General features: G+C 72.9%; 22 protein-coding genes. 6 read left to right on the plus strand and 16 right to left on the minus strand.

The window, feature by feature from the left end:
• Positions 1 to 91: 91 nt before the first annotated feature.
• The 6 genes from ABZS37_RS20985 to ABZS37_RS21010 form a co-directional block, all read right to left on the minus strand.
• The gene (locus ABZS37_RS20985; RefSeq protein ID WP_355171280.1) at positions 92 to 1,438 is read right to left on the minus strand and encodes a pectate lyase; all 1,347 of its coding nucleotides are present in this window, start codon (positions 1,436 to 1,438) and stop codon (positions 92 to 94) included.
• Between the two features lie 89 nt (positions 1,439 to 1,527).
• Complete coding sequence (locus tag ABZS37_RS20990; RefSeq protein WP_355171282.1) at positions 1,528 to 2,703, minus strand: Gfo/Idh/MocA family oxidoreductase; 1,176 nt, start codon at positions 2,701 to 2,703, stop codon at positions 1,528 to 1,530.
• Positions 2,700 to 4,193: a mannitol dehydrogenase family protein gene (locus ABZS37_RS20995; protein WP_355171284.1), complete on the minus strand. Its 1,494-nt coding sequence runs from the start codon at positions 4,191 to 4,193 to the stop codon at positions 2,700 to 2,702. Before ABZS37_RS20995 ends, ABZS37_RS20990 begins: the two co-directional genes overlap by 4 nt.
• A complete protein-coding gene (locus ABZS37_RS21000; RefSeq protein ID WP_355171286.1) occupies positions 4,184 to 5,488 on the minus strand; it encodes an enolase C-terminal domain-like protein in 1,305 nt (434 codons plus the stop codon). The genes ABZS37_RS20995 and ABZS37_RS21000 overlap by 10 nt, the downstream gene beginning before the upstream one ends.
• Positions 5,489 to 5,543: 55 nt before the next feature.
• On the minus strand, positions 5,544 to 6,977 hold the full coding sequence (gene uxaC / locus ABZS37_RS21005) for a glucuronate isomerase (protein WP_355171288.1): 1,434 nt from the start codon (positions 6,975 to 6,977) through the stop codon (positions 5,544 to 5,546).
• A gap of 23 nt (positions 6,978 to 7,000) precedes the next feature.
• Positions 7,001 to 8,329, minus strand: a complete 1,329-nt coding sequence (locus ABZS37_RS21010) for a Gfo/Idh/MocA family oxidoreductase (RefSeq protein ID WP_355171290.1) — start codon at positions 8,327 to 8,329, stop codon at positions 7,001 to 7,003.
• Positions 8,330 to 8,567: 238 nt separating this feature from the next.
• Between ABZS37_RS21010 and ABZS37_RS21015 the strand changes: the two genes are divergently transcribed.
• Genes ABZS37_RS21015 through ABZS37_RS21040 form a run of 6 tightly spaced genes read left to right on the plus strand, consistent with a single transcriptional unit; the run spans position 8,568 to position 14,490 of the window.
• On the plus strand, positions 8,568 to 9,698 hold the full coding sequence (locus ABZS37_RS21015) for a LacI family DNA-binding transcriptional regulator (protein ID WP_355171292.1): 1,131 nt from the start codon (positions 8,568 to 8,570) through the stop codon (positions 9,696 to 9,698).
• 19 nt (positions 9,699 to 9,717) lie between these two features.
• Positions 9,718 to 11,064, plus strand: coding sequence for an extracellular solute-binding protein (locus ABZS37_RS21020; protein ID WP_355171294.1), 1,347 nt, complete (start codon positions 9,718 to 9,720; stop codon positions 11,062 to 11,064).
• 31 nt (positions 11,065 to 11,095) lie between these two features.
• Positions 11,096 to 12,079: a sugar ABC transporter permease gene (locus ABZS37_RS21025; RefSeq protein ID WP_355171296.1), complete on the plus strand. Its 984-nt coding sequence runs from the start codon at positions 11,096 to 11,098 to the stop codon at positions 12,077 to 12,079.
• Positions 12,079 to 12,978 carry a carbohydrate ABC transporter permease gene (locus ABZS37_RS21030; protein ID WP_355171451.1) on the plus strand — a complete coding sequence of 300 codons (900 nt, stop codon included), beginning with the start codon at positions 12,079 to 12,081 and terminating at the stop codon, positions 12,976 to 12,978. Before ABZS37_RS21025 ends, ABZS37_RS21030 begins: the two co-directional genes overlap by 1 nt.
• On the plus strand, positions 12,962 to 13,621 hold the full coding sequence (locus ABZS37_RS21035; RefSeq protein WP_355171298.1) for a hypothetical protein: 660 nt from the start codon (positions 12,962 to 12,964) through the stop codon (positions 13,619 to 13,621). Before ABZS37_RS21030 ends, ABZS37_RS21035 begins: the two co-directional genes overlap by 17 nt.
• Entirely contained in the window at positions 13,618 to 14,490 is an 873-nt protein-coding gene (locus ABZS37_RS21040; RefSeq protein WP_355171300.1) for a PmoA family protein, read from the plus strand. Before ABZS37_RS21035 ends, ABZS37_RS21040 begins: the two co-directional genes overlap by 4 nt.
• Before the next feature lie 26 nt (positions 14,491 to 14,516).
• On the opposite strand, the gene ABZS37_RS21045 is transcribed toward ABZS37_RS21040, so the two are convergent.
• From ABZS37_RS21045 to ABZS37_RS21090, 10 genes are read right to left on the minus strand one after another with little or no spacing between them, the layout of a single operon-like run.
• A complete protein-coding gene (locus ABZS37_RS21045; protein WP_355171302.1) occupies positions 14,517 to 16,751 on the minus strand; it encodes a hypothetical protein in 2,235 nt (744 codons plus the stop codon).
• 50 nt (positions 16,752 to 16,801) lie between these two features.
• Positions 16,802 to 17,557, minus strand: a complete 756-nt coding sequence (locus ABZS37_RS21050; RefSeq protein ID WP_355171304.1) for a hypothetical protein — start codon at positions 17,555 to 17,557, stop codon at positions 16,802 to 16,804.
• 20 nt (positions 17,558 to 17,577) lie between these two features.
• The gene (locus tag ABZS37_RS21055) at positions 17,578 to 18,039 is read right to left on the minus strand and encodes a hypothetical protein (protein WP_355171306.1); all 462 of its coding nucleotides are present in this window, start codon (positions 18,037 to 18,039) and stop codon (positions 17,578 to 17,580) included.
• Positions 18,036 to 18,965 carry a hypothetical protein gene (locus ABZS37_RS21060; protein WP_355171308.1) on the minus strand — a complete coding sequence of 310 codons (930 nt, stop codon included), beginning with the start codon at positions 18,963 to 18,965 and terminating at the stop codon, positions 18,036 to 18,038. Before ABZS37_RS21060 ends, ABZS37_RS21055 begins: the two co-directional genes overlap by 4 nt.
• Positions 18,962 to 19,477, minus strand: a complete 516-nt coding sequence (locus ABZS37_RS21065; RefSeq protein WP_355171310.1) for a phage tail protein — start codon at positions 19,475 to 19,477, stop codon at positions 18,962 to 18,964. The genes ABZS37_RS21060 and ABZS37_RS21065 overlap by 4 nt, the downstream gene beginning before the upstream one ends.
• Positions 19,458 to 22,142 carry a putative baseplate assembly protein gene (locus ABZS37_RS21070; protein ID WP_355171312.1) on the minus strand — a complete coding sequence of 895 codons (2,685 nt, stop codon included), beginning with the start codon at positions 22,140 to 22,142 and terminating at the stop codon, positions 19,458 to 19,460. The genes ABZS37_RS21065 and ABZS37_RS21070 overlap by 20 nt, the downstream gene beginning before the upstream one ends.
• Positions 22,139 to 22,573 (minus strand): GPW/gp25 family protein, encoded by a 435-nt coding sequence (locus ABZS37_RS21075; protein ID WP_238661987.1) that lies wholly within the window; start codon positions 22,571 to 22,573, stop codon positions 22,139 to 22,141. The genes ABZS37_RS21070 and ABZS37_RS21075 overlap by 4 nt, the downstream gene beginning before the upstream one ends.
• Positions 22,570 to 22,908 carry a hypothetical protein gene (locus tag ABZS37_RS21080; protein ID WP_354994207.1) on the minus strand — a complete coding sequence of 113 codons (339 nt, stop codon included), beginning with the start codon at positions 22,906 to 22,908 and terminating at the stop codon, positions 22,570 to 22,572. The genes ABZS37_RS21075 and ABZS37_RS21080 overlap by 4 nt, the downstream gene beginning before the upstream one ends.
• Positions 22,908 to 24,500, minus strand: a complete 1,593-nt coding sequence (locus ABZS37_RS21085; RefSeq protein WP_355171314.1) for a phage baseplate assembly protein V — start codon at positions 24,498 to 24,500, stop codon at positions 22,908 to 22,910. The genes ABZS37_RS21080 and ABZS37_RS21085 overlap by 1 nt, the downstream gene beginning before the upstream one ends.
• Positions 24,497 to 25,402: a hypothetical protein gene (locus ABZS37_RS21090; protein ID WP_355171316.1), complete on the minus strand. Its 906-nt coding sequence runs from the start codon at positions 25,400 to 25,402 to the stop codon at positions 24,497 to 24,499. Before ABZS37_RS21090 ends, ABZS37_RS21085 begins: the two co-directional genes overlap by 4 nt.
• Between the last annotated feature and the right edge of the window lie 1,064 nt (positions 25,403 to 26,466).

The following is a 26,466-nucleotide window of genomic DNA, read 5'->3' on the forward strand; positions in this document are numbered from 1 at the left end:
GGACCCCCCCCTTTCCCCCAATTTTGCGGTCCCGGGCCAACCCGGACGCCGCAATGTCGGCGAAACGGAGTCGATCAACCTGGCCGGGCGGTCAGAGCGGCAGCCGGCCGGCGCCGGCGAGGGGGTCCACCAGGAGTGGGATCAGTGGGGCCGGTAGGACCGGGTCGCGGCGCAGGGTGGGCGTCCAACCCGCGTCGGCCCCGAGGTCGGGGTCATGGGTCGCGTTGTACGCCGCCAGCAGGTCGACCGGCCGCGCTGGCCCGCCGCCGCGACGCACCCAGGAGCCCCGCTCGGTCAGCGCGGTGCCGCCCCAGTCGTAGAGCAGATCGGCCGGGTCGACCATCGTGTCCAGGGTGAAGAAGTTGTTCTGCGCGTAGATCGCCGACTGGACACCGACACCGAGCGCGTACTGGAAGTCGTCCCCACCGAGCCGGTAGTGGTTGTTGTAGACATCGACCTGACCGAAGCGCACCCGGGGCAGCCGTTGCAGGACGCCGTCGAAGAGGTTGTGGTGCAGGGTGACCTTCAGCCGGCCCACGTCCGGGCCGACGGTGTTGGACGAGCCGATCAGCATCAGCTTGTCCCGCCCGGTGAAGCGGTTCCACGACGCGGTGACCAGGCTGGCGGTGTGCGTGACGTCCAGCGACCCGTCGTGCACCTGGTACGGCCGTCCGAAGTAGACCGGTTGCGCGCTGTCCGGGTTGTCGCCGTCGGTGAAGGTGTTGTGGTCGATCCAGACGTTCTCGCTGCGACGTACCGAGATCTGGTCGTACTGGCTGTTCCAGTTGCCGGCCTCGCCGTCGGTCGGTGACCAGGCGGGGAAGCAGTCCCGGGCGTCGACGAAGGTCACATTGCGGACGATGACGTTCGACGCCCGGTCGATCATGAGGGTGAGCCCGGTCAACCGGGCGCCGCGCAGCCCGACGATGGTGGTGTTCGGCCCGACGTTGATCTGGGTCTGCCGGGTCTGGTTGGCGACCGACCGCACCCGGGCCTCCTCCAGTGGCCCGCTCGGCGCGACCCGACCCCACACCGCCGGGTCGTACGCGGCCAGGTAGGCGTCCAACCGGTACGCCGGATCGGCCAGGTCGCCGCAGCTCAGCGGCGTGCCGTCGGGCCCCTCGAAGCCGTCCACGGCACCGTCGACGTAGATGAGCTTCGGAGTGGCATCGGTAACGTTGCTGGCGTTGTCGCCGCCCAGCGCGGCGACCAGCTCGGCCCGGCTGCGCACCACCCGGGTCCGCTCGGGGGTGGCTGCCGAACCGCCGGTGGTGCCGGCGGCCTCGGCCGCCCAGCCGTCCCGCTCGGGCAGGGCCTGCCGGCCGAGGTGACGGGCCGACCAGGACAGCCGGTCGGGGTCGGGACTGGGCGCCGCCGCAGCCGGTGCGGCGACGAGCAGGAGTGCGGTCGCCGTAGCGCCGGCGAGGAGTCTGCGCATCGATTCTTCCCATTCGCTGGTGGTGGGGGTCTGTCGGAGGTGGCCCGCGGAAGTCCGGGCGGCGTTCGCACTCCGGTCGCCGTCGCCCCCTATCCCGCCAGCTCGGCGCGGTAGGCCGCGGCCGCCCACGGCACCGCCAGCTCGCTCGGGAGGGCCCCCCGCTCGGCCGACCGGCGCAGCACGTCGACCACGCCCCGCAGGTGGCGGACCCGCTCGCCGCCGTCGCCGACCGTGGTCACCAGGTCGCCGTCGAGCAGCCGGGGCTCCGGCGCGGCCCGCAACGCGTCCAGCAGCGCGGTGAACGGCGCGGTACGGGCCAGCGGTGCGATCAGCGGCACCCCCGTCGGGTCGGCCCGGTGCGCGAGCAGGTTCTCCAGCAGCCCCAGCCGTCCCGGGACGCGGCGGGTCACCACGTCCCCGGGCAGCCGGAGCCGGTCCGTCGGGTATTCCAGCACCGCCTGCCCCGCCGTACCGGTCACCACCACCTCGCCCGCCACGAACTCCTCGGCGGCCAGGGTGACCGCCGCCAGCACGGGCGGGCCCGCGCGGAACAGGACCCGCAGCACCGCGGTGTCCTCCACCTCGATCGGGCGGACCCGGTAGCGCTCCACCTCGATCGCGACCGGCCAGGGTGTCGCCCCGTTGAGCGCCTCGGCGATCGCCAGGCACTGCATCACCGCGTGCGCGAGGGGGTTGGCCAGTGCGCCGTCCAGCACCGGCCGGCCGTTCAGGCTCCGTCGACCGGCCCAGGGGGAGCGGGCGTAGTAGGCGTCCGGCCGCTGCCACGCGGCGACGGTGGAGATGCCGGTGACGGTGCCCAGCCGGCCGGCGGCCAACGCGTCGGTCAGCGCGGTCAGCGCCGCCGAGCCGAGCGCCTGGAAGCCGACCTGGGCCACCCGGCCGGCGGCGGTCAGCGCCCAGGTCAGCTCCTCGTGCTCGGCCAGCGACAGCACTGGCGGCTTCTCCAGCAGCAGGTCCGCACCGGTGGCCAGGGCGTCGCGGGCGATCGCCAGATGGGTGTGTGGCGGAGTGCAGATCACCACGATCTCCGGCCGGGTGGCGGCGAGCATCGCGCGGTGGTCGGTGAACACCTCGACCCCGGGCGGCACCGGCGCCGCCTGGTCGTCCTCCACCGGGTGGACGTCGACCAGGGCGACCAGCCGTAGGCGACCGGCGGCGTGCAGCGGCGCGATCACCCGCCGGTGCCACCGGCCGTGCCCGTTCGCCCCGATCACCGCCACCCGGGGCGGCGTCGCCCCGGTCACCGGGCACCGGCCAGGGTGGCCTCGACGCCGTGCCGCTCCAGCGCGGTCAGCCAGGCGATCACGTCGGCGCGGACCTCGTCGTCCCCGGCCACCTCGACCGGGATGACCTCGCGCAGCGCGAAGACCGCGTCGACGGTGCCCGCCGGGCTCTGCACGCCGGCGTCCAGCGCGGCGCGGATCGGCCCGGCCAGTGGGTCCTGGAACGGCAACGGGTGCCCGTCATCGGCGTAGCCCAGCGCGAAACGCAACCAGGCGGCCACCACCAGCGCGCCCCAGCGCGCGGACCGACCGGCGGCACGCAGGTCGGCGATGGTGTGCAGGACCCGCTGCGGCAGCTTCTGCGAGCCGTCCATCGCCACCTGCAGGGTGCGGTGGCGGATCGCCGGGTTGCCGAACCGGTCGAGGACCTGCTCGCCGTAGTCGACCACCCGGACCCCGTCCGGCGGCGTGAAGCTCGCCGCCACGTCCTCGGCGATCAACCGGCGCAACACGTCGGTCAGGTGCGGGATCTCCAGCGCGTCGGCGATCGTCTCCCGACCGGCCAGCGCCCCCAGGTACGCCACCGCCGAGTGCACGCCGTTGAGAGTGCGCAGCTTCAACCGCTCCCACGGGCCGGCGTCGTCGGTGAGCACCGCCCCGGCGTGCTCCCAGCCCGGCCGGCCGCCGGGGAAGTCGTCCTCGATCACCCACTGCGCGTACGGCTCGGCGGCCACCGCGGCCAGGTCGGTCACGCCGAGCGCCCGGCGTGCCGCCTCGATCGTCTCCGGGGTGCTGGCCGGCACGATCCGGTCCACCATGGTGCCCGGGCACGTGACGTTGCCGGCCACCCACTCGACCAGCCCGGCGGGCACCCCGACGGCCCGGCCGACCGCCTGGTCGACCATGCCGCGCAGTCGTCGGCCGTTGGCCGGCAGGTTGTCGCAGCTGACCAGCGCCACCGGTCCCGCGTCCGCGGCGGCCCGGGCGGCCAGCCCGCGCAGCAGCAGCCCCGGCACGGTCATCGGCGGACGGCCGCCGGCCAGGTCCGCGGCCAGTGCCGAATCCGGGGACAACCGACCGGTCACCGGGTCGAGTTGGTACGCCTTCTCGGTGACGGTCAGCGTCACGACGCGGACCGCCGGGTCGGCGAGCAGCGCCACCACGGCATCCGGGTCGCTGGCCGCGTGCCGTACGCCGCTCAGGGCGCCCACCACCCGGGTGGCGCTGCCGGCCGCGGAGAGGGTGCTGACGCTGAACAGGTTGTCCTGCGCGGCGAGCGCCTCGACCAGGGCGGTGCTGCGCGGGGCGACGGCCACGATGCCCCAGTCGCCGCCGGCCGCGCCGACCGCCGCCTCGGTGTAGACGGCCTGGTGCGCCCGGTGGAACGCGCCCAGCCCCAGGTGCACGACGCCGGCCGGCACGGTGCCCGGCCGGACCAGGGGACGGGCCTCGGCGGGCAGTTGACGCAGCATCCCCAGGCCGAGGCGGGACGCGCCGACGGTCACCGCCACGCCGGGCCGTCCGGGAAGCGGAACTCGGCGATCGACGCCGGCTTCATGGTGGCGCTGTAACCGGGTCGCTCGGGCAGCAGGTAGCGGCCACCACGGGTGCGTACCGGGTCGACGAAGTGCTCGTGCAGGTGGTCGACGTACTCGATCATCCGACCGTCCAGGCTGGCACCCACCCGCAGGTAGTCGAAGATCGCCAGGTGCTGGACGTACTCGCAGAGGCCGACACCGCCGGCGTGCGGGCAGACCGGCACCCCGAACTTCGCCGCCAGCAGCAGCTCGGCAAGGACCTCGTTGACCCCGCCGACCCGGCACGCGTCGATCTGCATCACGCCGATCGCCTCGGCCTGGAGCAGCTGCTTGAAGATCACCCGGTTGGCGGCCACCTCACCGGTCGCCACCCGACACCGGCCGTCGGTCAGCTCGGTCACCGCGCGGGCGATCCGGGCGTGGCCGAGGATGTCGTCGGCGTGCGTCGGCTCCTCGATCCAGTACGGATCCACCTCGACCAGCGTGGCCATCGCGGTGATCGCCTCGTCGACGTCCCAGACCTGGTTGGCGTCCATCATCAACAGCGCGTCCGGGCCGATCTCCTCCCGGATGATCCGGGCCCGGCGCAGGTCGTCGACGAGCGGGCCGCCGACCTTCATCTTCATCGCCCGCCAGCCCTCGTCGTACGCCTGCCGGGTCAGGGCCCGCACCTTGTCGTCCGGGTAGCCGAGCCAACCAACCGAGGTGGTGTACGAGGGAAAGCCGTCCCGTTCGAGCGTGCCCAGTCGGTCGGCCAGCCCGTCGCGCCCCTTGTCGAGGATGGCGGCGGCCTCGTCCGGGGTGAGCGCGTCGGTGATGTGCGTGAAGTCGATGCTGGCGACCAACTCGTCGGTCGGCAGCTCGGCGAGGAACCGCCACATCGGTTTGCCGGCCAGGGTGGCCCGCAGGTCCCAGACCGCGTTGACCAGCGCGCCGGTCGCCATGTGGATGACGCCCTTCTCGGGGCCCAGCCAGCGCAGCTGCACGTCCGCGCTGAGCGAGCGCCAGAACGCCACCGGCTCGGCCGCGATCTCCTCGATCGTGCGTCCCCGCACGTGGTGGGCCAGTGCGCGGACCGCCGCGCAGGTGATCTCGTTGCCCCGGCCGTTGGTGAAGGTGAAACCCGCGCCGACCGGCCCGGCGTCGGTGCCCAGCTCCACGTACGTCGCCGAGTAGTCGCCCCGGTTGATCGCGTCGGAGCCGTCGCCCCGGGCGGCGGTCGGGAACCGCACGTCGTGCACCTCGACAGAGGTGATGGTCACCGTCACTGAGCCTGCCTTTCGTTCGCGACTGCGGGGCTCCGCTGCGCTGCACTCCTCGCGCTCACCGGTCGTCCCCTCCGAAGTTGAAGACCCGCTTGGGCAGCCGGTACGCCAGGTCGACGATGGTCTCGGCCGCCTCGTCCATCGGCAGCCGGTGCTCGGCGACCAGCCGAGCCAAAAAGCCGGCGTCCACCCGACGGGCCACGTCGTGGCGTACCGGGATGGAGCAGAACGCCCGGGTGTCGTCGACGAACCCGGTCGTGTTGTAGAAACCGGCGCTCTCGGTGACCGTCTCCCGGAAACGGCGCAGCACCTCGGGGGAGTCCAGGAACCACCAGGGCGCGCCGAGCAGCAGCGCGGCGTACCCGCCGGCCAGCGGGGCCAACTCGCGGGTGAAGGTGTCCTCGTCGAGGGTGTAGAGCACCAGCCGCAGCCGTGGGTCGTTGCCGTAGCGCTCCAACAGCGGGGCGAGCGCGTGCACGTACTCGGTGGCCTGGGGGATGTCGCCGCCGACGTCGCGGCCGTGCCGCGCGTGCAGCCAGCGGTTGTGGTTGCGCACCGCGCCGGGGTGCAGCTGCATGACCAGGCCGTCGTCGAGCGACATCCGGGCGAACTCCATGAGCATGTGCGCCCGGAACGCTTCAGCGTCGGCGGCGTCGGCCGCGCCGCGTCGGCCCCGGTCGTACAGCCGCTCGGCCTCCTCCGGTGTCAGGTCCAGGGTGCGCGCGGTGGGGTGACCGTGGTCCGACGAGGTCGCGCCGGCGGCGATGAACGCGCCCCGCCGGGCCCGCAGCGCGGCCAGGTAGCCGGCGTACGTGCCGGTGTCCTCGCCGGCCAGCTCGCCGAGGCGCTCCACATTTGTCGACCAGCCGTCGAACTCCATGTCCACCACGTCGTCCGGGCGGAAGGTGGTGACCACCCGGCCGCCCGGCCCGCCCCAACCGTCGGCGGCGAGCTTGGCGTGCTCGCCGAGGTCGTCCAGCGGCGATTCGGTGGTGGCCAGCACCTCGATGCCGAACCGCTCGAACAGCGCCCGGGGCCGGAAGTCCGGCTCGGCGAGCCGGGCTGCCAGCTCGTCGTAGAGGGTGTCGGCGGTGGCCGGGCCGAGCGGCGTGTGCACCCCGAACACGGTGCGGAAGGTCTGCTCCAGCCAGAGCCGCGACGGGGTGCCCCGGAACAGGTGCCAGTGCGCGGCGAAGCGTCGCCAGATGACCCGGCCGTCGGTCTCCACCGGGCTGCCGTCGCGGGTGGGCACGCCCAACTGCGCCGGGGGTACGCCCTGACTGAGCAGCATCCGGGTCAGATAGTGGTCGGGCACGATGAGCATCTGCGCCGGGTCCGGGAATGGCTGGTCCTCGGCGAGCAGGGCCGGGTCGACGTGCCCGTGCGGCGAGATGATGGGTTGCGCCGCGGCCAGCGCGTACAGCTCCCGGGCGAGCGCGCGCTGGCCGGGCTCGGGTGGCAGGAGCAGGTCGGTGTGGTCGAACGTCGGCACGGGGATGGGCTCCTCGTCGGTGGTCAGCGGGGGGTGAGCAGGTCAGCGACCCGGACGGGTTGACCGGTCTCGAAGGACCGGTTGGCGGCCAGGCCGGTGAGCAGGGCCAACGCGCCGTCGTCGGCGGTCGCGGCGCGGTCCAGCGGGTCGGGTTGGCCGCCGAGGAGCACCCCGGTCATCCGGGCGTCCGCGCCGCCGTGCCCGTGCCGGCTGCGACCCTCGACCGGGATCTGTCGGGGCGGTTCCCAGAACGGGCGCACGGTGAGCGTCGCGCCACCGCCCTCGGCCGGCGCCTCGGTGCCGTGCAGGGCCGCGCCCTTGACCGCACCGGCGGTGCCCCGGTCGACGAAGTCGTTCTCGGTGACCTCCAGCTCCAGCCGGCCCCGGCTGCCGTTGACCATCACCCGGTAGCCCTCCCAGGGGGCGTACGCGGTGAGGTGGTACGTCATGGTGGCGCCGGTGGAGTAGCGGGCCAGCACCGCCATGTCGTCCTCGATGCTCACCCCGGGGGCGAAGACATTACGGTCGCGCTGGTAGCCGTCCTCGGCCTCGCTGTCGAGGTACAGCTCGCGGAGCCGGGGGTGCGCGTCCAGCCGTAACGCGAACGGGTCGTCGACCGCGGCGGGGGAGCCGTGTGCCCGCTCGTAGTCGCGGGCGTAGCCGTGTCGGCGGCCGTCCTCGCCGTAGAAGAAGAGCCGACCGGCCGCGTACACCTCGACGGGGGTGGCGGCCAGCCACCAGTTGACCAGGTCGAAGTGGTGGCTGGCCTTGTGCACCATCAACCCGCCGGAGGTGGCCTTGTCGCGGTGCCAGCGGCGGAAGTAGTCGGCGCCGTGGCGTACGTCGAGCAGCCACTCGAAGTGCACCGAGCCGATCTCGCCGACCGCGCCCTCGGCGAGCAGCCGGCGGACCTGTTCGTGCAACGGGTTGTAGCGGTAGTTGAACGCGACCGTCACCCGACCGCCGGTCTCGGTCACCGTGTCCAGGATCCGCCGGCAGCGCGGCACGTCCACGGTCATCGGCTTCTCGGTGACGACCTCCCGGCCGGCGCGCAGCGCGGCCACCACGTACTCGTCGTGAGTGACGTCCACGCTGGTCACCAGGACGACGTCGACGCGCTCCTTGTCCAGCATCGCCGTGAACTCGGCGGCCGGGTACGTGGGCACCGGACGGTGGCCCAGCTCGGCCAGCCAGCGGTTGTGCGCGTCCATCCGGGCCTGGTTGACGTCGGCGAAGGCGACCAGCTCGGTGGTGTCGGCGTGGTCGAGCACCAGGGCCCGAACGAACATCTCGGCTCGTGCGCCGGTGCCCACGACGGCGTATCGGACCCGTCCGTCGGCTCTCGGTGACATTCGGTCGCCTCCCCGGTGATCCTGCAAAGGTTTGCAGTGAAGTAATCACGATCGATCCGACTGCGTCAACGATGGCGATGCAATCAGCGGTATTTGTCGGTGTTTGCGCGGTGACTGATCACCAAGGGGAGCCTGGGCGCAACAAAGCCGTAACCATCCACCGTTGACACTGGAGCAACCGTTTGCATTAATGGGCCACACCCACGTGACCGCCACCACATCGGACGAAGGAGCCGCCGTGCCAGTCACCATCCGGGACGTCGCACGGGCATCCGGTGTGCACATCTCCACCGTGTCCCGCACCTTCTCCGCTCCGCACCTGGTCAACCCGGAGACCCGGGTCCGGGTGCTGGCCTGCGCGGAGGATCTGGGCTACCGGCCGAACCGAGCCGCCCGAGCCCTGATCACCGGACGTACGCACAACATCGGGCTGATCATCGCGGACATCGCGAACCCGTTCTTCCCGCCGCTGATCAAGGCGGCGGAGAGTCAGGCCCGGCACCGCGACTACCACGTCTTCGTGGCCGACACCAACGAGGACCCGACCGTCGAGGAGGAGCTGGTCCACGCGCTGGCCAAGCAGGTGGACGGTGTGCTGCTGTGCAGCCCCCGGATGAGCAACAGCCTGATCGAGCAGCTCAGCCGTGAGGTGCCGCTGGTGGTGGTGAACCGCCAGGTGACCGGTCTGCCCTGCGTCCTGATGGACGTCGGGCAGGGCGCCCGGGCGGCCATCGAGCACCTGGTCGGCCTGGGTCACCGCAGCATCGCGCTGCTCGGTGGCCCGCGCAGCTCGTGGACCAACCGGGAGATGCGCCGAGCCGCCGGCACGGCCGCCCGAGCCGGCGGCGCGGAACTGACCGTGCTCGGCCCGAACGCGCCCACCGAGATCGGCGGCTCCGCCGCCGCCGAGCAGGTGCGGCGCAGCGGCGTGTCGGCCGTGCTCGCCTACAACGACCTGATGGCGATCGGCCTCATCGAAGGGCTGGACGCGCTCGGGGTCCGGGTGCCGCAGGAGGTGAGTGTCGTCGGGGTCGACGACATCACCCTGAGCCGGCTCACCCGCCCCAAACTGACGACGGTGGCCACACCAACCGGGGCCGCCGGCCGGACGGCCGTCGACATGCTGCTGCAACAGGACATCGAATCACCGCGCGGCGCGCGGGGCTCCGGTGCCGGCACGGCGCTCGGCGTCCGTCGTACCACCGCACAGGTAATGCTCCAGACCGACCTGGTCATCCGCGACTCGACCGGCCCGGGCCCACACGCCCGACCGGCACGTCCCCTGGCCGCGCCGCAAGGCCCGGACCCGCATTGCCCTGCGGGCCCGGGCATCCCGACCGCGGCCACCGGTGACGCCGTCGCCTCCTAATGCCAAGGAGTGAGCGCACATGCACCCCGCAACGCCCCCCACCACTGACGCGCCCGTCGGGCGCACCCACCGTACCCCGCTGCCTCGACGGCGACTGTTGCGCGGCCTGCTCGCCGCGACGGTCGCCGCGCCGCTGATGTTCGGGGCCGCCGCCTGCGGAGACGACGGCGGCGCCGCCGACCCGAACGCCCCGGTCAAGCTCTCCATCTTCTGGTGGGGCGCCGACGCCCGGGCCAAGCTGACCGAGGACGCCCTGGCCCTCTACACCAAGAAGCACCCGAACGTGACCTTCGAGAAGACCTGGCAGGCCAACCAGGGCTACTTCGACAAGCTGGCCACGCTCACCGCCGGCGGCAACCCACCGGACCTGTTCCAGATCGACGACAACTACCTGGCCGAGTACGCGGGACGCAACACCACGCTGGACCTGACCTCCTACCAGGAGTCCGGCAAGCTGGACACCTCCAAGTTCCCCAAGAGCCTCTGGCAGTACGGCGTGGTCGACGGCAAGCTCGCCGGCCTGGCCGCCGGGGAGAACACCCAGGGTCTGGTCTACAACAAGACGCTGCTGACCAAGAACAACCTGCCCGAGCCCACCACCGGGATGTCCTGGGAGCAGCACATCGCCTGGGCCGAGGAGGTGGCGAAGAAGACCGGCGTGCCCGGCACCCAGGACCCGAGCGCCGACTACAAGGCGTTCTGGGTCTGGCTGCGCCAGCAGGGCAAGGACCTCTACAAGGGCAAGGAACTGGGCTTCACCGCCGAGGACGTGACCACGTGGTTCGACCTGTGGAAGGGCGCCCGGGACCGCAAGGCCACCCCGACTCCCGACGTCATCCACGAGGGCAACTCCAGCGACATCAGCAAGCAGTTGGTGGTCACCGGCAAGTCGGCGACCTCCTGGGTCTGGGCCAACCAGATGCCGGACCTGAAGAAGAACACGAAGGACGAGCTCGGCGTGATCGCCTACCCGGGTGACCCGAGCGCGCAGTGGGCCCGGGCCTCGATGTACTGGTCGGTGTTCAAGGGCAGCAAGCACAAGGACGTCGCGGTCGACGTGATCAACTTCCTGAACAACGACCAGGAGGCGGTCAAGCTGCTCGGGACCGACCGAGGCCTGCCGTCCAACCTGGACCTGCGCCGGGTGGTCAGCGACGACACCACCGACCCGGCGATGAAGCAGTCCATCGCCGTCGAGGCGGAGCTGACCCAGAAGTTCGGCGAGTCCCCGCAGGTGCCGATCAAGGGACACAGCAAGGTCAAGTCCGAGCTGATCAAGGCCGCCGAGAACGCCCAGTACGGCCGCGCCACCCCCGCCCAGGCCGCCGCCCAGTTCGTCGAGGCGTGCAAAGCCGCCATCGCCTGACCGCCTCACCAGGCGAGGAGAGGAGCTGTTCGTGGCGTTGACCACGGCGCCCGACCCGACCCGACGCGGCCCCGGCTCCGTCCGGGCCCACGCCGACCGGCGTGGGCCCGGACGCCTCCGGCACAGCGAAGGTCTGGCGGGGTACGTCTTCCTGTCGCCGTGGCTCATCGGCCTGATGGGTATCACGGCGGTCCCCATGCTGTTGTCGCTCTACCTGAGCTTCACCAACTACGACATCCTCACCCCCTTCTCCGAGGTGGAATGGGTGGGGCTGGCCAACTACGAACGGATGTTCACCGCCGACCCGTCGTACTGGCACGCGGTGCGGGTCACCCTGACCTTCGCGTTGATCGCCGTACCGCTGAAGCTGGCCGCGGCGCTCGGCGTGGCGCTGCTGCTCAACCGCGCCTGGCGTGGGGTCGGGCTGTTCCGAGGGCTGTTCTACCTGCCGTCGCTGCTCGGCGGCAGCGTCGCGCTGGCCATCGTCTGGGTCAACATGTTCAACCGCGACGGCGCGTTCAACTCGCTGCTGAGCCTCTTCGGCATCCAGGGCAAACCATGGGTCAACGACCCGGACTGGGCCCTGGAGACGCTGATGGTGCTGGCCATCTGGCAGTTCGGCGCGCCGATGGTGATCTTCCTGGCCGGGCTCAAGCAGGTGCCCACCGAGCTGTACGAGGCCGCATCGGTCGACGGCGCCGGCCGGATCCGCCAGTTCCGCAACGTCACCCTGCCGATGCTCTCCCCGGTCATCTTCTTCAACCTGGTGCTGGAGACGATCAACGGGTTCCAGGGTTTCACCGCCGCGTTCGTGCTCAGCAACGGCACCGGCGGCCCGGTCGACTCCACCCTGATGTACACGCTGAACCTCTACATCACCGGCTTCACCGACCTTGAGATGGGCTACGCCTCGGCGATGGCCTGGGTGTTCCTGCTCGCCATCGCGGTGATCACCGCGATCTTCTTCAGCACCGGGCGGTTCTGGGTGCACTACTCCGACGGGGAGGACCGGTGATGGTGACGGTGACCCCGACGGCCGACGTGCCGACCGGAGCAGCGACAACGGCCCGCCGACGGACCGGCGGTCGGCCGGTGCTGCGGCTGCTCATCCTGGTGGCGATCGTCGCCGTGGTGCTCTACCCGCTGATCTGGATGATCGGCACCTCGGTGAAGTCCCAGGAGGAGATCGTCAACAACGTCGGGCTGCTGCCGGAGCGGTTCACCCCGGGCAACTACACCGACGGGTGGTCCAACTTCGACGTCAGCTTCGGCCGGTTCTTCCTCAACAGCGCCATGGTCAGCCTGCTCACCGTGCTCGGCAACGGGCTCTCCTGCCTGCTGGCCGCGTACGCCTTCGCCCGGCTGCGGTTCCGGCTGCGCGGCATGTGGTTCGCCGTCATGATCGGCACGCTGCTGCTGCCCCAACACGTGCTGATCGTGCCGCAGTACATCCTGTTCCGGACCCTGGGACTGGTCGGTGGGGACTGGCCGTACCTGCCGCTGCTGATCCCGCAGTTCCTGGCAACCGAGGCGTTCTTCGTGTTCCTGATGGTGCAGTTCATGCGCGGGGTCCCACGCGAGCTGGACGAGGCGGCCCGGATCGACGGCGCCGGCCCGTACGGCATCTTCCGGCACATCATCCTGCCGCTGAGCCGCCCCGCGCTGGTCACCACCGCGATCTTCTCGTTCATCTGGACCTGGAACGACTTCTTCCGCCAGTTGGTCTTCCTGTCCCAACTGGAGGACTACACCGTGCCGGTCGCGTTGACGCTGTTCATCGACTCGACGAGCCAGAGCGCGGTCGGGCCGATGTTCGCCATGTCGGTGCTGTCGCTGTTGCCGGTCTTCCTGTTCTTCGTCGCGTTCCAGCGGATGCTCGTCGAGGGGATCAACACCAATGGCATCAAGGGCTGAGCCGGAGGATGCCGGCGGGCGGCGGGACTGGCGCGACGTCGCCCGCGACGCCGCCGACCTGGCGCTGCTCGGCATCCTGCTGACCCTCGCTGCGGCGCCCCTGCTCACCGCCGCCACGGCGGCGGGCACGGCCAGCGCGGCGGTGCACGACTGGACGCGGACCGGCAGTTGGCCGTCGGCGCGGGCCACCCTGCGCCGGTTCGGCCGCTCGGTGCTGCCCGGCGTGCCGGTCAGCCTGCTCGCGCTCGTCGTGGCCGGGCTGCTCGCCGCCGATCTGGCGGCGCTTGCCACCGGCCGGGTGCCGGGCGGCCCACCGGCGTTGGTGGTGACCGCACTGGTCGCGGCCGGCCTGGCCGGGTACGCCGGGCTGGTCGTCGTCGAGGTGGGCGGCAACGGGGGCGGGCGCTGGCGGGCGGCGGCCCGGTCCGCCGCCCGCGCCTGTCTCGACGCGCCCACCCGTTGGGCGGCGCTCAGCGGGGTGGCCGCGCTGGCCGGGCTGCTCGCCGTGCTGGTCACCCCGGTCGCGGTGCCGATCCTCGCCGGCTACACCGTGGCCGCCCTGCACGCCGTCGCCGCCCGCCGGTCGGCCTCTGCTGGCCCCGCCGGCCGCCGCACGGCGCCCGCCCACCCGGAGCTGCCGTGAGCGGGGCGCAGGAGCCCGCGCGGCTGCTGGTCGACGGGACGGAGGTGGCCCGGTACGTGGTCGACCCGGCGCTGGACGCGCGGCACGGGCCCCGGCCGTACCTGCACCCGGTGCGAACGCTCGGCGGCACGGTGGTCACCGACGCGCTGCCCGCCGACCACGTGTGGCACCTCGGCGCCTCCCTCGCGGTGCAGGACGTCAACGGCGCCAACCTGTGGGGAGGCCGCACTTATGTTCGCGACGTCGGCTACACCTGGCGTGACGACCACGGTCGGATCGCGCATACCGGCTGGTCGGAGCGCTCCATCGACCGACTTGCCCACCGGCTGGAGTGGCGCGACCCGCACGGGGCGGTGCTGCTCACCGAGCACCGCCAGCTCACCGCCGTGCCGCTGACGCTTGACCGACCGAGCGGCGGCGTGTCGGCGTGGCGGCTGGAAATGGACTACACGCTGAGTGCCCCGCCTGGGCAGGACGTGCGGCTGGGCAGCCCGGCCACCAACGGTCGCCCCGGCGGGGCCGGGTACGGCGGGTTCTTCTGGCGAGCGGTCTCGGCCGAACCGGCGTCGGTGTTCAGCGCCTCGGCGACGGGGGAGGAGGCGGTCAACGGCTCCACCGAGCCGTGGGTGGCGCTGCGCGGCACCGGGCCGGACGGTAGGGCGTACACCCTGGTCTTCACCGGGCTCGGCGACGGCGACCGGTGGTTCGTGCGGGCCGCGATGTATCCGGGTGTGGGGGTGGCCTTCGCGTTCGCGCAACCGGTCACCGTCGCGGCCGGCAGGGAGCGGCGGGGCCGGCACGGCGTGGTCGTCGCCGACGGAACCCTCGACCGCGATCGGGCCGCCGCTCTGGTCGCGACGATGTCGTGAACTCCGCGCCGGGTCGGGCGGCGCGGTCAGCGGGACCAGTCGATCAGCTCGCGGATCGCCACCTGGTACGCGGCCTGGGTGTGGTAGGGCCAGTGTCGTTCGATCGGAGGCGGGACGGTGTCCGCCGGGTCGATGGTCAGGCCGCGGGGATCACGGAGTCGAATGTCGACGTCTCCGGCCGCCGGGTCGGCGCAGGGCGGGGGCGTGTCCGGGACCCTGGGGAAGATCGACCCGCCGATCGGATCGGTGTCCCGCCACAGGTTGCGCCATCGCCACCCGATCCGCCCGCCGAGGTCGCAGAGCGCCTCCGGCCCCAGGTACGCCGGATAGAGCCGGGCGTAGGTGCGCCGCAGCGGTGAGCCGTAGGTCAACAGCGAGACCCGGGCCAGCACGGGCGGCGGTAGTTGCAGGATGGTGGCGGCGGCGAGCACCGAGCCGTGGCTGTGGCCGGAGAGGACCACCGGCCCTCGCGCGGTGAGCCCGGTGATCCGTTTCGCCAGCTCCGGGACGGCGCGGGCGGCGTAGCAGGGGGGAGCGAACGGGTGGACCGTGCGGGGCCAGAAGGTGCCGAGGTCCCACAGCACCGCCACCAGCCGTCGGGTCTGGGACGACCGGTACGAGCGGAAACCCAGCACCATGAGGCTGATCACCAGGAGGCTGATCACCCAGACACCCGCGTCGGTGACGTAGGCGGCGAGCACGGGGAGTGCACCGCTCTGCCCACCGAGCCGGGCGGCGAGCTGGGTGGGACCGATCCCGATCACGTCGAGAGTGACGGTGGCCAGCCCGAGCGACGCGATCACCAGGAACGCGATCAGCACCGGGCCAAGTTCCTCGGAGACCCGGGACCGGGCGATGGTCTCCCGGACCAGGCGCAGCCGGTGGGCGTCCTCCGCCGGCACGTCGGGGTAGTCCCGCTCGATGATGCGCGCCGCCAGCTCGCGCCGGCGCCGCCGGCTCGCCAGAAGGGTGGCTGAGGTCACCGCCGCGCCGATCAGCAGCGCGGCGAGCCCGGCGAGCGCGGCCCACCAGTAGGCGACCGGCGGCTCCAGTGGGCCGACGAGCGGCGAGTTGGGCCGGATCGGATCGGGGATGTCGCCGTGGTCGAGGGCGTCGGCGATACGGTAGACCAGGGTCGCGGTGAAGGCGGCGCCGACGCTCACCGCCGCCGCTGCCATGATCGGGGTGCCGAGCCCGCGCAGGAAGGGGCGCTCGGTGCGGACACCACGCTGGCGGGTGTACGTGACGACGGTGAGCATGACGAGCAGGACGCCCTGCACGGCGACCACCCCGGCGGCGGCGCCCTCGTACCCGGGCAGTTTGCCCGAGCCGGACGGTGTCGCGCCCGCGAGGGTGGCGACGGCGAGGCACAGCACGCTCACCCCCACGGTGGCCGCCCACAGGGGGCGCAGAAGCCGTCGGGCCCCCGCCGCGCTGGCCGGCGCGGGCAGGCAGAGAAGAATCACGTTGAACACGAGCAGCCCGACGGCCACCCCGAACGGCGCGACGTGTCGGGGCGCGCCGAACCCGGCCGGCGAGATACCCGCGATCAGAGAGACGTTCAGCGTGCTGATGCCGAGCGCCACGTGGATCTGACGCAGCCAACCGATCGTCTGCTCGTCCTGCCAGAAGCCGGCGTCGGCGAGGCTCCCGGTCTCGCCGTCCGCGAGCGCTTGCGCCGATGACGGGCCGAACCCCTCGAAAGCCCGCGCCGACCGGGTGCCGATGGCCCAGACGACCCGCAACGCCAGCAGCGGGACGGCCGACAGCAGGGCCAACCGGGGGCCGGACGGAAGCATGTAGAGCCAGGCCAGGTAGGGGCGGCTGGCCCGGCACCCGGGGTACGGCACGCACTGCCACCCGATCAGGTCCAGCGTGACGCCCACGATCGCCAGCACGAACGTGGCCGTGAGGGTGCCGGCGAGCAGGCGGCACAGCATGCTGAGCAGCCCCCACCGGTCGTGCCCCGGCGGTCGCAGCCAGACCGCGAGGTTGCTCAACATGAAGGGCAGCAACAGCAACATCGAGGCCGTCCGCACCGCCGCGCCAGCGGTCAGGGAACCCCAGCGGTACGCCTCGACGGCGACTCCGGCCGTGGCCCCGCCGGCGGCGCCGCTCCCCGGCCGGGGCCGGAAGAAGCCCGCGTGTGTGTCCCCGGCGACGCGGGCCACGATCGGGTGGTCGAGGATCCGTTCGGCGGTGACGCCGGAAATGCCGTGCACGCGCAGCTCCACTGCGTCGCACCGCGGCGTCCTGTCCACGCCGTCAGGGTCACAGACAATCCACCCGAGCGTTGCCGATATCGCAAACGTCAACGGGTGGGCAGCGCGGCGGTGACCCGGATGGCCTTGACGATCGCCGGGATCGAACCGATCAGCAGCACCAGCCCCCAGATGATCGCGATCACCGCGAAGACCAGCGCCGCCACGTCGTCGACGATGCTGACCAGGATCACCGGCACCAGGTTGTGCAGGAACTCCAGCACGACCGTGCACAGCAGGGTGGTGAGGATCAGCAGGACGAGGCCCTTGTTCTGCAGGAAGCGTGGCTGGGCCAGCACCAGCAGCCCGGCCCACACGAGCTTGAGCAGCAGCACCAGCCCGAGCAGCACCGCTGCCTCGCCCACCGGGAAGAACCCCCACAGGGCCAGGTACGCCAGCGTGCCGAACGGGACGGCCAGGAACAGCGACACCATGATGGACAGCTCCACGAATGCGATGACCAGCGCGATCAGCCCGACGATGATCAGGACGATCGAGAAGATCAGGCTGGCGACGCCCTGCACCCGACCCTGGACGCGCTCGGGCAGCAGCAGGCCCAGGCAGAACAGCCCGGTGCTCCACACCGCCACCGCGTCGATCAACGCCAGGTAGCCGGTGCCCCGGCCGGACGGCTCGCTGACCCCGGACACGTCGTCGAGCTGGACGTCCAGCGTGCCGGCGCTGTCGGCCAGCGCGGCGCCGGCGTCGGCGCCGCCGAGCAGCAGCCCGGCACCCAACTCCACGCCGATCGCCAGGACGATGGCGAGCATGGCCAGCAGCAGGAACGGCTTGCGCAGGTCACCCACGGTGGCACCTTCCTCTCGGGTCAGGATGTGGCCACGACGACGGTGCAGCCACCCAGGCCGGGGCAGGTCAGGCCCACCTCGGTGGCCTGGTCGACGGCGATCTTCGCCACCGCGCCGGTGCCGTCCGACGCCGGCTCGACCTCGTCGCGGATGGTGAGGTGGGCGTCGCCGGGTGCCGGTGCGACGACCGTGAACCGTGCCGCGCTGCGCAGCACCAGCGTGCGCAGCCCGCCGGGGTCGACGACCCGCACCACGCAACTGCCGGTGAAGACCAGCCGGCCCGTCTCGTCGGCGCAGTCGGCGCTGACCGTTGTCGGGTCCACCGCGGCACGCTCGCCGCCCAGCGCACCCAACCGGTCGATCAGCCCGTGCCGGGCTCCCGGATCGCCCTGGTCGTCGCGGCCCGTGCCCACCGCGACCACGAACAGCGCCACCAGCAGGACGGCGAGCAGCCCCAGCAGCGCCTTCTGTCGGCCGCTCATCGCGCGGCAGCCTGCGCCACGATCTCGGTGAACCGGATCTCGTCGACGCCCGCGAAGTAGCGGTTGGTGCCCTGTGTCTTGCCCACCACCGCCAGGGTGAGCCGATGCGGACCCTTGGTCAGCCGGACCGTACCCACGTCCAGGAAACCGGTCTTCTGCACCTTCGGGGTGAAGCCGAGGAAGGCCCCGCCGACCTGGGTGCCGTCGATCACGAACACGGTGTTGGCGTAGTCGAACGAGGTGGTGCGCACCGCGGCGAAGCGCCACGTGCCGTCGGCCGGGATCTGCACCGTCACGGTGACCTGGTCGCCGATGGCCAGCCCCTGGAAGAACAACTGCTTGTCCCCGGACCAGGTCACCTCGCAGCAGTTGGGTTGCGCCCCCACGACCGCCCCGCTGGTCCGGGGCGACTCCACCACCGCGGCCTCCACCAGGCTCTCCGCCTCGATGGTGACCACCCTCGGCTCGCCGGGGGCCGGCTCGCCGTCGCGGGTCAGCAGCACCACCCCCACGGTCACCACCACCAGCACCAACGCCGCCGCGGCGGCGATCCACAACCATGGGGTACGCCGTGGCGGCGCGACCGCCCGCACCTCGTACGTGACCCGGCCGCTGGAGCGGGAACTCTCCTCCGGCGCGGTGTTCGCCGAGTACGCGAACCCGGTCATGTCGTAGCGCCGTGGCGGGGTGCCCGCCGGCACGGCGAGCTTGACCAGGAACGACACCGAGCCCTGCCCGGGGACCACCCGCTGCGGCTCGGCGACGGTGAACCACGCACGCTGGGAGCCGTCACCGGGCGCCACGTCGAACACCACGGTGTCCGGCGCGTTGCCCGGGTTGGAGACGGTGAAGGTCAGCTCGCCGCTGTTGCGCGGGTCGAGGGTGAACTGCTCGGCGGCGGCGACGACCGCCCACTCGGTGGTCATGACGACTCCTCTTCCAGGACGATCTCGACGGTGGTCGAGGCGGGCTTCTCCGCCTCGACGATGCGGGTGATCACGGCGAGTTGGCCGGCGGCGGCGGCCGGCACCCGCACCACGACGTGAAAGGGCTGCTCGGCGGGTTCGTCGATCGCGAAGCCCGGCATCCCGGTGGCCAGCTCAAGGGCCCTGCGCATCCCGTACGGGGTGCCCCGCCAGCGGGCCAGCAGCGCCCCGTTGGCCACGAGGTCGCGCAGCCGGCCCACCGGCAGCGGCAGCGGGGTGTCCGGCCGGGGCGAGGCCACCACGTGGTCCATCGCCACCCAGCGGGTCAACTGCACGACCAGCCCGTCCGGTGCCCGGTACGGGTCGAACAGGGCGTCCACCTCGGCGAGGATCGCCTCGTCCGGGGCGTGCAACCCCTCCATCACGTCCAGCAGCGCCCAGAGCACGCTGCCCGGCACGCAGGCCCGCTGATAGGCGGCGGGCAGCAGCCGTTCAATCGCCGAGCGCCGCATCTTGGCGCACCACCTCGATGTCGTGCTCGCCGGAGCAGAGCAGCCAGGTATCCGGGACGGTCACCACGTCGGCGGTGGCCTGGTTGGCGCTGGGCGTCCAGTCGACGGCGTCGGCGCTGCGGTACACGCCGCGTTGACCGCCGGCCAGGATCAGCCGCTCCGCGGTGCCGGAGCCGCCGCCGGTTGCGTGGCCGCCCGCGCCCCCGCTCACGGCGAGGGCGTCGACCGGCACGAACCGGGTCCGGTCGCGCAGCGGCAAACCGCAGTTGACCATCACCGGTTGCCACTGCGGCTGTGCGGCCAGGGTGTCCAGCCGCAGCACCCCTCCGCTCTGCGTGGCCGCCACCGCCTGCTGGCCGGCGAACGCGAGATCCCGGCAGGTGCCGCCGATCCACCCGGCCTGCATCGACTGCCACTTCACGTCGGACTCGAACAGCCGGGTGCGGTGACAGCCCTGGCCGGGCTTCTTCGGGTCGGGTTCGCCAGCGCCGCTCCACAGCAACGTGGCCGGGCCGTCGTACTGCACCGTCAACACGCGGTTGTCCACGTTGGAGAGACCGACGTGCGTGAAGCTGCCCGGCCGGCCGCCAGCGGTCGACAGGTACACCCCGAAGCTGGCCTGCGCGGCGACCGCGACGCCCGGCGCACCCCGCTCCGAGACAAACGCGCGCACCGCGTAGAACCCCCGGTCGGCGTCGGACGGGTCGACCAGGATCTGCAACGGCACCGCCCCGGGCAGCAGCGACACCTCGTACAGGCCGGTGTCGGTGGCCACCAGCAGCGCGCCCGCGCCGTCGCGGTCCAGCCAGGCCACGTCGGAGATCCGCGAATCCAGGTCGGTGAGCAGCGACCACGTCTCGCCCAGGTCGGTGCTCAGGTGCACCCGGGAACCGCCGGAGGCGCGCAGCGTCACCACCGCCACCGAGCCGGGACGCGCGACGATGCCCGGCCGCACCGGCGCGGGCGCGGGCGCCACCCGCACCACCGTCTCGCCGTCGAACCGGCCGGCCGGCTCCCAACCCGCGCCGCCGTTGCTGGAGCGGAACATCACCGGGCCGCGCCCGGCGTACCAGGTGCGGGGCTGGTACTGGTCGACGGCGAGGGCGCGTACCTCGGCGTCGGGCGCCTCGTCGACCACGAACCGGACCGACTCGACGTAGCGCACACCCGGTTCGGCCTGCTCCAGCAGCCGGTACACGTTGGACGCCCGCAGTGGCTCGCCGAACGGCCAGCCGGCCGGGTTGAGCGCGGTCGGCAGCGGGCTCAACGTCTGGTGCAGTCGGTCGTGGATCCGGCGACGGACCGCGTCCACGTCCTCCTCCCGCCGGACCACCACCCGGGCCCGTACCGACACCGCCTTGAAGCGGGCCCAGGTCGCCCGGGACCGGATGCCGACCATCCGGCGTTCCTCCAGGTCCGCCTCCACCCGGTGCCGCGCCTCGGGCACCTCGTGCTCGCGCAGCACCGCCACCGGCAGCCGTCCACCGGGGCGGGCCGTCGGCGGCACGTACGGGACCAGCACCACCTCCACCTCACCCGGCCGGGCGAAGCTGTAGACCGCCGCGCGGGTGAACGCCCGGGCCCTCGCCACCGCGCCGGAGCTGGTGGCCAGCACCTCGAAGTCGCGGGCGGTGACCGCCCGCTGCTGGGCGAAGAACTCGTACGGGCCGCGCAGCAGCACCGATTCCAGCGCCTCCATCTCCCGGCCGCCGGCCGCCGGCGCGGGGTTGTCCACGCGTACCCCCGGTAGTGGGTCACGCAGGCTGGTCAGCGTGCCCGCCGCCACGTTGCCGGTGGGCCCACCGCCGGCCCGGTACCAGAGCCGGATCTGCCGTCCGGCCGGCGGCACGGCCGCCACGGTCACCGACGCCGGACCGCTCGCCGTGGCCGGTTCGGGCGCGGCCGGCGTGGCCTCGTCCGTCGCGGCGTGGGCCGCACCGGCGGGCGGTCGCAGATCGAGGGCCGGGGCGAAGGTGACGGTGCCGGAGCAGCGATCGACCAGGTAGACCTTGGCCTGCGGGCCGAGCCCGGCGAAGCTGTCCACCGGCCGCCAGATCTCGAACGTGCGGCCGTCGTGCTCGCGGGCCGCCGCGCCCAACTCCACCGAGCCGGCCGGCACCTCCACGCCGAGCAGCAGGTCCAGCGGTTCGGCGGTGTGCGCGAGCGGAGCGTGGGCCGCCCGCAGCACCTGACCCGGCTGGCCGGTGCCCACGCCGAGCAGCTCCGCCTCGACGGGTTCGCAGTGGTGCATCCGGACCGTCACCGAGGTCTCGCCGGCGGGCAGTAACGTCGGCTCGGTGCTGACGAACACGACCGGCCGGGGATCCGCGCCACGGGCCGCCGCGACCCGCAGGCCGGCCGGGATCCGCACCGCGCCCCGGTCGGTGCCGCTGCGGGTGAACCGGACGTCCGCCCAGGCCGCGGTGGGCGCGTGCCGGGTGACTCCGAGCAGGTTCAGGAACGAGACGTACGCCTTCTCCGGCAACTGGTTCAGCCGGTAGATCATCACCTCGGTCAGGTGCGCGAACGCCTCCACCAGCGCCATGCCCGGGTCGTGCGCCGACAGGTCGGTCCACGCCGGGCAGGACTGCCGGATCCGTTCCCGGGCCTCGGTGACCAGGTCGAGGAACCCGCGGTCGTCCAGGTGCGGCACAGGCAGCGTCATGACGGTCCTCCCTGCGCGGGTTCGTCGACCGGGAGCAGGTCCACGGAGAAGACCAGCTGTCCGGGTGTCAGGCTGGCCCGCACCCGGTAGTCCAACCGGATCACCAGCCGCCACGCGTCGTCCGGGTCCGGCCCGGCGTCCACGTCGATCACCTCGACCCGTGGCTCCCAACGGGCGATGGCCTGCCGGACGTAGTGGATGGCCAGGCCGGCCGTGGTGTCGTCGTTGGGCGCGAAGACCAGCCGGTGCAGCCGGGAGCCGTACCCGGGTCGCATCAACCGCTCGCCCGGCGTGGTCGACAAGAGCAGAAACAGCGCCTGTCGTACGCTCTCGTCGCCCTCGGTCATCGCCAGGCCGCCGGCGGCGGTGAGCGCCAACCCGCCGGTACGGCCGGCGTCGAAGCCGGCGCCGACGAAGCGGAAGGCCCTCACCGGTCCGCCCCCAGGAACTGCTGGCGGGGGTCGCGCACCGTGTGGTGGACCAGCCCCGGCGGTGTGCCGTCGGTGAACCCCTCCAGGTGCGACAGCACCACCCGGTGCCCGCCGACGCGGACCCAGTCGCTGTAGCCGACCCGGACGGTCAGCGTCTTGCCGCACGGCTTGATCGTCGGCCCGTAGTTGGGGCAGGCTTTGATGTCGCGCCCTTCCGGATCGGTGTCCACCAGCACGGGCACGCCGGTGACGGTCACCCACTGCTGCGAGGGTCGGTTCTCGACCCGGCCGTCGTGATCGCAGGTGATCACGGAGTCACGGTGGATCCAGCGCATCAGCCGCCTCCTTCGTGGTGGGCGCGGGCGAGCGAACGGGCCTGCTGCGCCGCGGTGGTCGGGTCCTCGGTCGACTCGGCGTGCAGGAAGTCCACGCTGCGGGCGCGCACCACCATGGCCCGACCGGGCGCCGAGATCACCAGGTCGGACGCCGCGTGCAGAGTGGCCAGATCGGGGGTCAGTTCCAGATAGCTGCCGCCCTCGGTTGCCAGCCGCAGGCTGCGCTGCACGTCGTCGACGACGATCGACTGCCCGCCGGCGGTACGCAGCGTCCAGCGCCGCGCCCGGCCGTCGTCGATGCCCGCGTCGTACGGCTCGACGGCGCCGAACAGCGAACCGAGCACGATGCCCGAGGCCGGCTCGCCACCGGGTAGCACCACCAGCACGGTGTCGTCCGGATCGGGGAGCGCCACCAGGCCCTTGCCGCGCCCGGCACCCGGGCAGAGGACGGCGAGCCAGCCGGCGTCCAGGTCCCCGTAGGCCGGCAGGGTCAGCCGGACCCGGCCCAGCCCGTCCGGGTCGGCGACGTCGGTGACGGTGCCGAGGGTGACCACCGCGCCGCCGATGTGGGCCGCTGGAGTGGTCGGCGGCACCGTGGAGAAGCGGGTCAGGTGCCCGTTGCCGTCCACGGTGTGCACCACCTCGGTCAGCACGTACGCCCCGGCGACCGGGTCGGGCACACCGCGCAGGTCGATCCGGCGGCCCGGCCGCAACGCCGGATCGCCCTCGGCGACCCCCTCCGCGGTGACCAGCGCCGCCGCGCGAGTGTCCAACCGCGCCTGCGCCAGCGCCGCCAACTCGTCGTCGCTGCGGCCGGGCTGGTCGACGGCGGTGCGTACCCCGTCGGCACCCACGTCGGCCGGGTCCGGCCGGTCACCGGCCGCTCGGCCGCAGCGCGCCTCGTCGGCCTGCTGGCTGATCAACTCGGCCCGCTGCGGATGCCAGCCCAACGCGGCGCTGGCACCGCTGGCCTGGTCGGCGTTGGTCGCCAGCCGCAGGGTGTGCACACCCGCGCCGAGGGTCAACGCGACCGGCTCCCCGTAACCGGCGAGCGTGACCAGCCGGACCCCGTCGCCGTCGGCGGCCAGGTGCAGCCCGGCCCGACCGGACACCTCGCGCAGCAGCTCCAGATCGTTGTGCCGGTGTTGCAGCAGCCGCTCCAGCCGTGGCCCGTCGACCTCCGCCGTCACGTCCAACCCCACCTCGCCGCACAACTCCCGGGCCAGCTCGACGGCGGTCACCGAGGTGAAGACCCGCAACCCCTGCCGCTTACGCAACCGGTGCAGCGCGTCGTACGCCCGCAGCCGCAGCACCGCCGCTCCGTCGGCGGCGTACTCGACCTCCACACCGGTGACCTCCCCGCTGAACAGGGCGTCCTCCTGGTCGGCGAGCCGGACGTCCAGCGCCGTGCCGGGGCGGACCGCCGGGTCGAACGCGCCGGCCCCGACGGTCGTGGCGAGCACCAGCTCGGCCTGGGTGGGCTGGTCGAGCCGCGCTGCCACCCGCAGCGAGCGGACCCGCTGACGGGCGGCACCGGCCAACTCGACGCCGTCGAGCAGGACGGTCAGCGCGCGGGGCGCGACGCTGCTCACGGCGTAACCCCTGGGGCTGGGTTCGGGCCGGTTGGTGTGGGGCCGGTCGTCGGTCCGGGCGTCGGGCCCCAGGCGGCGGGCGCGGTGGCGATCGAGGCGCCCACGAACGATGCGCCAGCACCTACCGCGCCGGCCAGCGCCCGCGCGACTCCGGCCACCGCACCCGCCACCGTCGACCCGCCGCCCGCGGTGCCGGGCGGCGGGACGGCGAGGGTGGTGCCGGCCGGCACCGCCAGCGGATCGGTGATCCGGTTGTGTTCGGCCAGCAGGCGCCAGCGCAGCGGCGAGCCGAGCGCGTCGTTGGCCAGCAGGTCGAAGCGCACTCCGGAGCGGCCCGGCTCCGCCGCGCCGTCGCCAGCGGCGATCACCGCGCTGCCCGGTGCGGCGGTCGGGGTGCTCGCCGCGGCCAACTCCTCGGCGAAGCCGGCCTCGGCCTGATCGGCCGTCTCAGCGGCCCGGACGAGCTTCAGCCGCAGCCAGGAACGGCGGGGCGAGCCGGTGCCGGTGAACGCGTCGAACCGCTCCGCCACCGCGATGATCACACCGGGCACGTTCCAGGTCTTGCCCCAGACCAACCGGACCAGCGGCGGTCGCAGCCAACCATGCTCAGCGGTGGAGTTCTCCGCCAGCATCCACAGGGGACGGGTGAGCACCCGGACGTCGGCCGGGCGGACCTGCGCCTCCACGAAGTCGACGTCGAAGAGCAGATCGAGCACCAGCTCGGTCCGACCGCCGCCGGTGAACACCAGTGGGTCGTCGGCCAGCCCGGACCCGGTCAGCTGCCCGCCGGCGGCACCCCGGGGGCGTACGCCGGCGAGTCGGGTCACCTGCACGGTCTCCGGGTTGAGCAGGCAGTCCACCCGCTCGCCGGAGGAGTCGATGAGGAAGGCGACGCGTTCCATCAGTCACCCGCCTGTTCCCGGTCCAGGCGCGCCAGGTGGGCCGCGTCCACCGCCGCATCCGGCACCGTCCACAGCGGTTGGTCGTCCGGCAGCGCGGGCCATGGCCCGTTGGCCACCACCGACCATCCACCGCCGGCCAGGCCCGAGCCCGATTGCCCCGTCCACGCCCCCCTGGTTACCGCCTCACCGGCTCGGTGCCCGGGCCACGCTGGCTCGTCCGGAAGGGCCGGCCAGGGGCCGCTGGCCGCCGCATTGGCCAGGGACGTCAGCGACGCAGTGCTCGCCGACCATCCGCCGGCCGGGCCGCGCTCCCAGCCATCGGCCCGGGCCCCTGCTCCGACCGCCCCCGCCTCAGGGCCCCACTGTCCAGCCTGCTGCGCGGCGTGCTGCCCGGCGTGCTGCGCGGCGTGCTGCGCGGCGTGCTGTCCGGCGTGCTGCGCGGCGTGCTGTCCGGCGTGCTGTCCGGCTCGTTGTCCAGGCCATGCCGGTTCGTCAGGCAAGGCCGGCAAGGCCGGCAAGGCCAGCGAGGCCGGCGAGGCCCCGCTGATGGTGGCGCGGGCCAGGCCACCTCGCCTATCGCTCGTGGCGAGCCCGGTACCCCCTGCCAACGGCGCACCAGCCGAATCTGTCCCCCTCGGCCCGCCCCCACGTCGATCCCCCGGAAACCCGCCCGGACCGCCCCCTGACTCGTGTTGGCTGCCCGCGAACCCGCGCTGGCCGCCCCCGAACCCGTCCCGCCCGCCCGAAAGCCCGTCACCGGCGACGCCACCGGTGCCGGCAGTAGATCTTGGAAGGAAAGTGCCCCTGGAGGGGCCGAAATCTTCCAAGATCTGCGCGGGCCGCCTCGAAGCCGGGGATGCGGGGGGTGCGGTTCGGGTGGGAATCGGTTCCCTGGTCCGTTGGCGGGAGCGGCTGGTAAGCGATGCGAGCGGGCCGGGGGTCGCAGGGCGGATCAGCGGGCGGTCTGGGGTAGCGGTTTCGCCCGCCCGGGTCAGCCCGTTCCCGCCTACGGCTGCGGCATCGCCCCACGGACCTCGTTGCGCCGTCTTATCCGGTCCGCCCGA

It is taken from the genome of Micromonospora sp. NPDC005413, assembly GCF_040606435.1.
Classification (GTDB): Bacteria; Actinomycetota; Actinomycetes; order Mycobacteriales; family Micromonosporaceae; genus Micromonospora.

Excerpts from the sequence above, each read along its gene's own strand:
- ABZS37_RS20985 (WP_355171280.1), bottom strand. The coding sequence starts at position 1,438 with ATGCGCAGACTCCTCGCCGGCGCTACGGCGACCGCACTCCTGCTCGTC.
- ABZS37_RS21010 (WP_355171290.1), bottom strand. The coding sequence starts at position 8,329 with ATGTCACCGAGAGCCGACGGACGGGTCCGATACGCCGTCGTGGGCACC.
- ABZS37_RS21020 (WP_355171294.1), top strand. The coding sequence starts at position 9,718 with ATGCACCCCGCAACGCCCCCCACCACTGACGCGCCCGTCGGGCGCACC.
- ABZS37_RS21030 (WP_355171451.1), top strand. The coding sequence starts at position 12,079 with ATGGTGACGGTGACCCCGACGGCCGACGTGCCGACCGGAGCAGCGACA.
- ABZS37_RS21035 (WP_355171298.1), top strand. The coding sequence starts at position 12,962 with ATGGCATCAAGGGCTGAGCCGGAGGATGCCGGCGGGCGGCGGGACTGG.
- ABZS37_RS21055 (WP_355171306.1), bottom strand. The coding sequence starts at position 18,039 with ATGAGCGGCCGACAGAAGGCGCTGCTGGGGCTGCTCGCCGTCCTGCTG.
- ABZS37_RS21060 (WP_355171308.1), bottom strand. The coding sequence starts at position 18,965 with ATGACCACCGAGTGGGCGGTCGTCGCCGCCGCCGAGCAGTTCACCCTC.
- ABZS37_RS21065 (WP_355171310.1), bottom strand. The coding sequence starts at position 19,477 with ATGCGGCGCTCGGCGATTGAACGGCTGCTGCCCGCCGCCTATCAGCGG.
- ABZS37_RS21070 (WP_355171312.1), bottom strand. The coding sequence starts at position 22,142 with ATGACGCTGCCTGTGCCGCACCTGGACGACCGCGGGTTCCTCGACCTG.
- ABZS37_RS21080 (WP_354994207.1), bottom strand. The coding sequence starts at position 22,908 with ATGCGCTGGATCCACCGTGACTCCGTGATCACCTGCGATCACGACGGC.
- ABZS37_RS21090 (WP_355171316.1), bottom strand. The coding sequence starts at position 25,402 with ATGGAACGCGTCGCCTTCCTCATCGACTCCTCCGGCGAGCGGGTGGAC.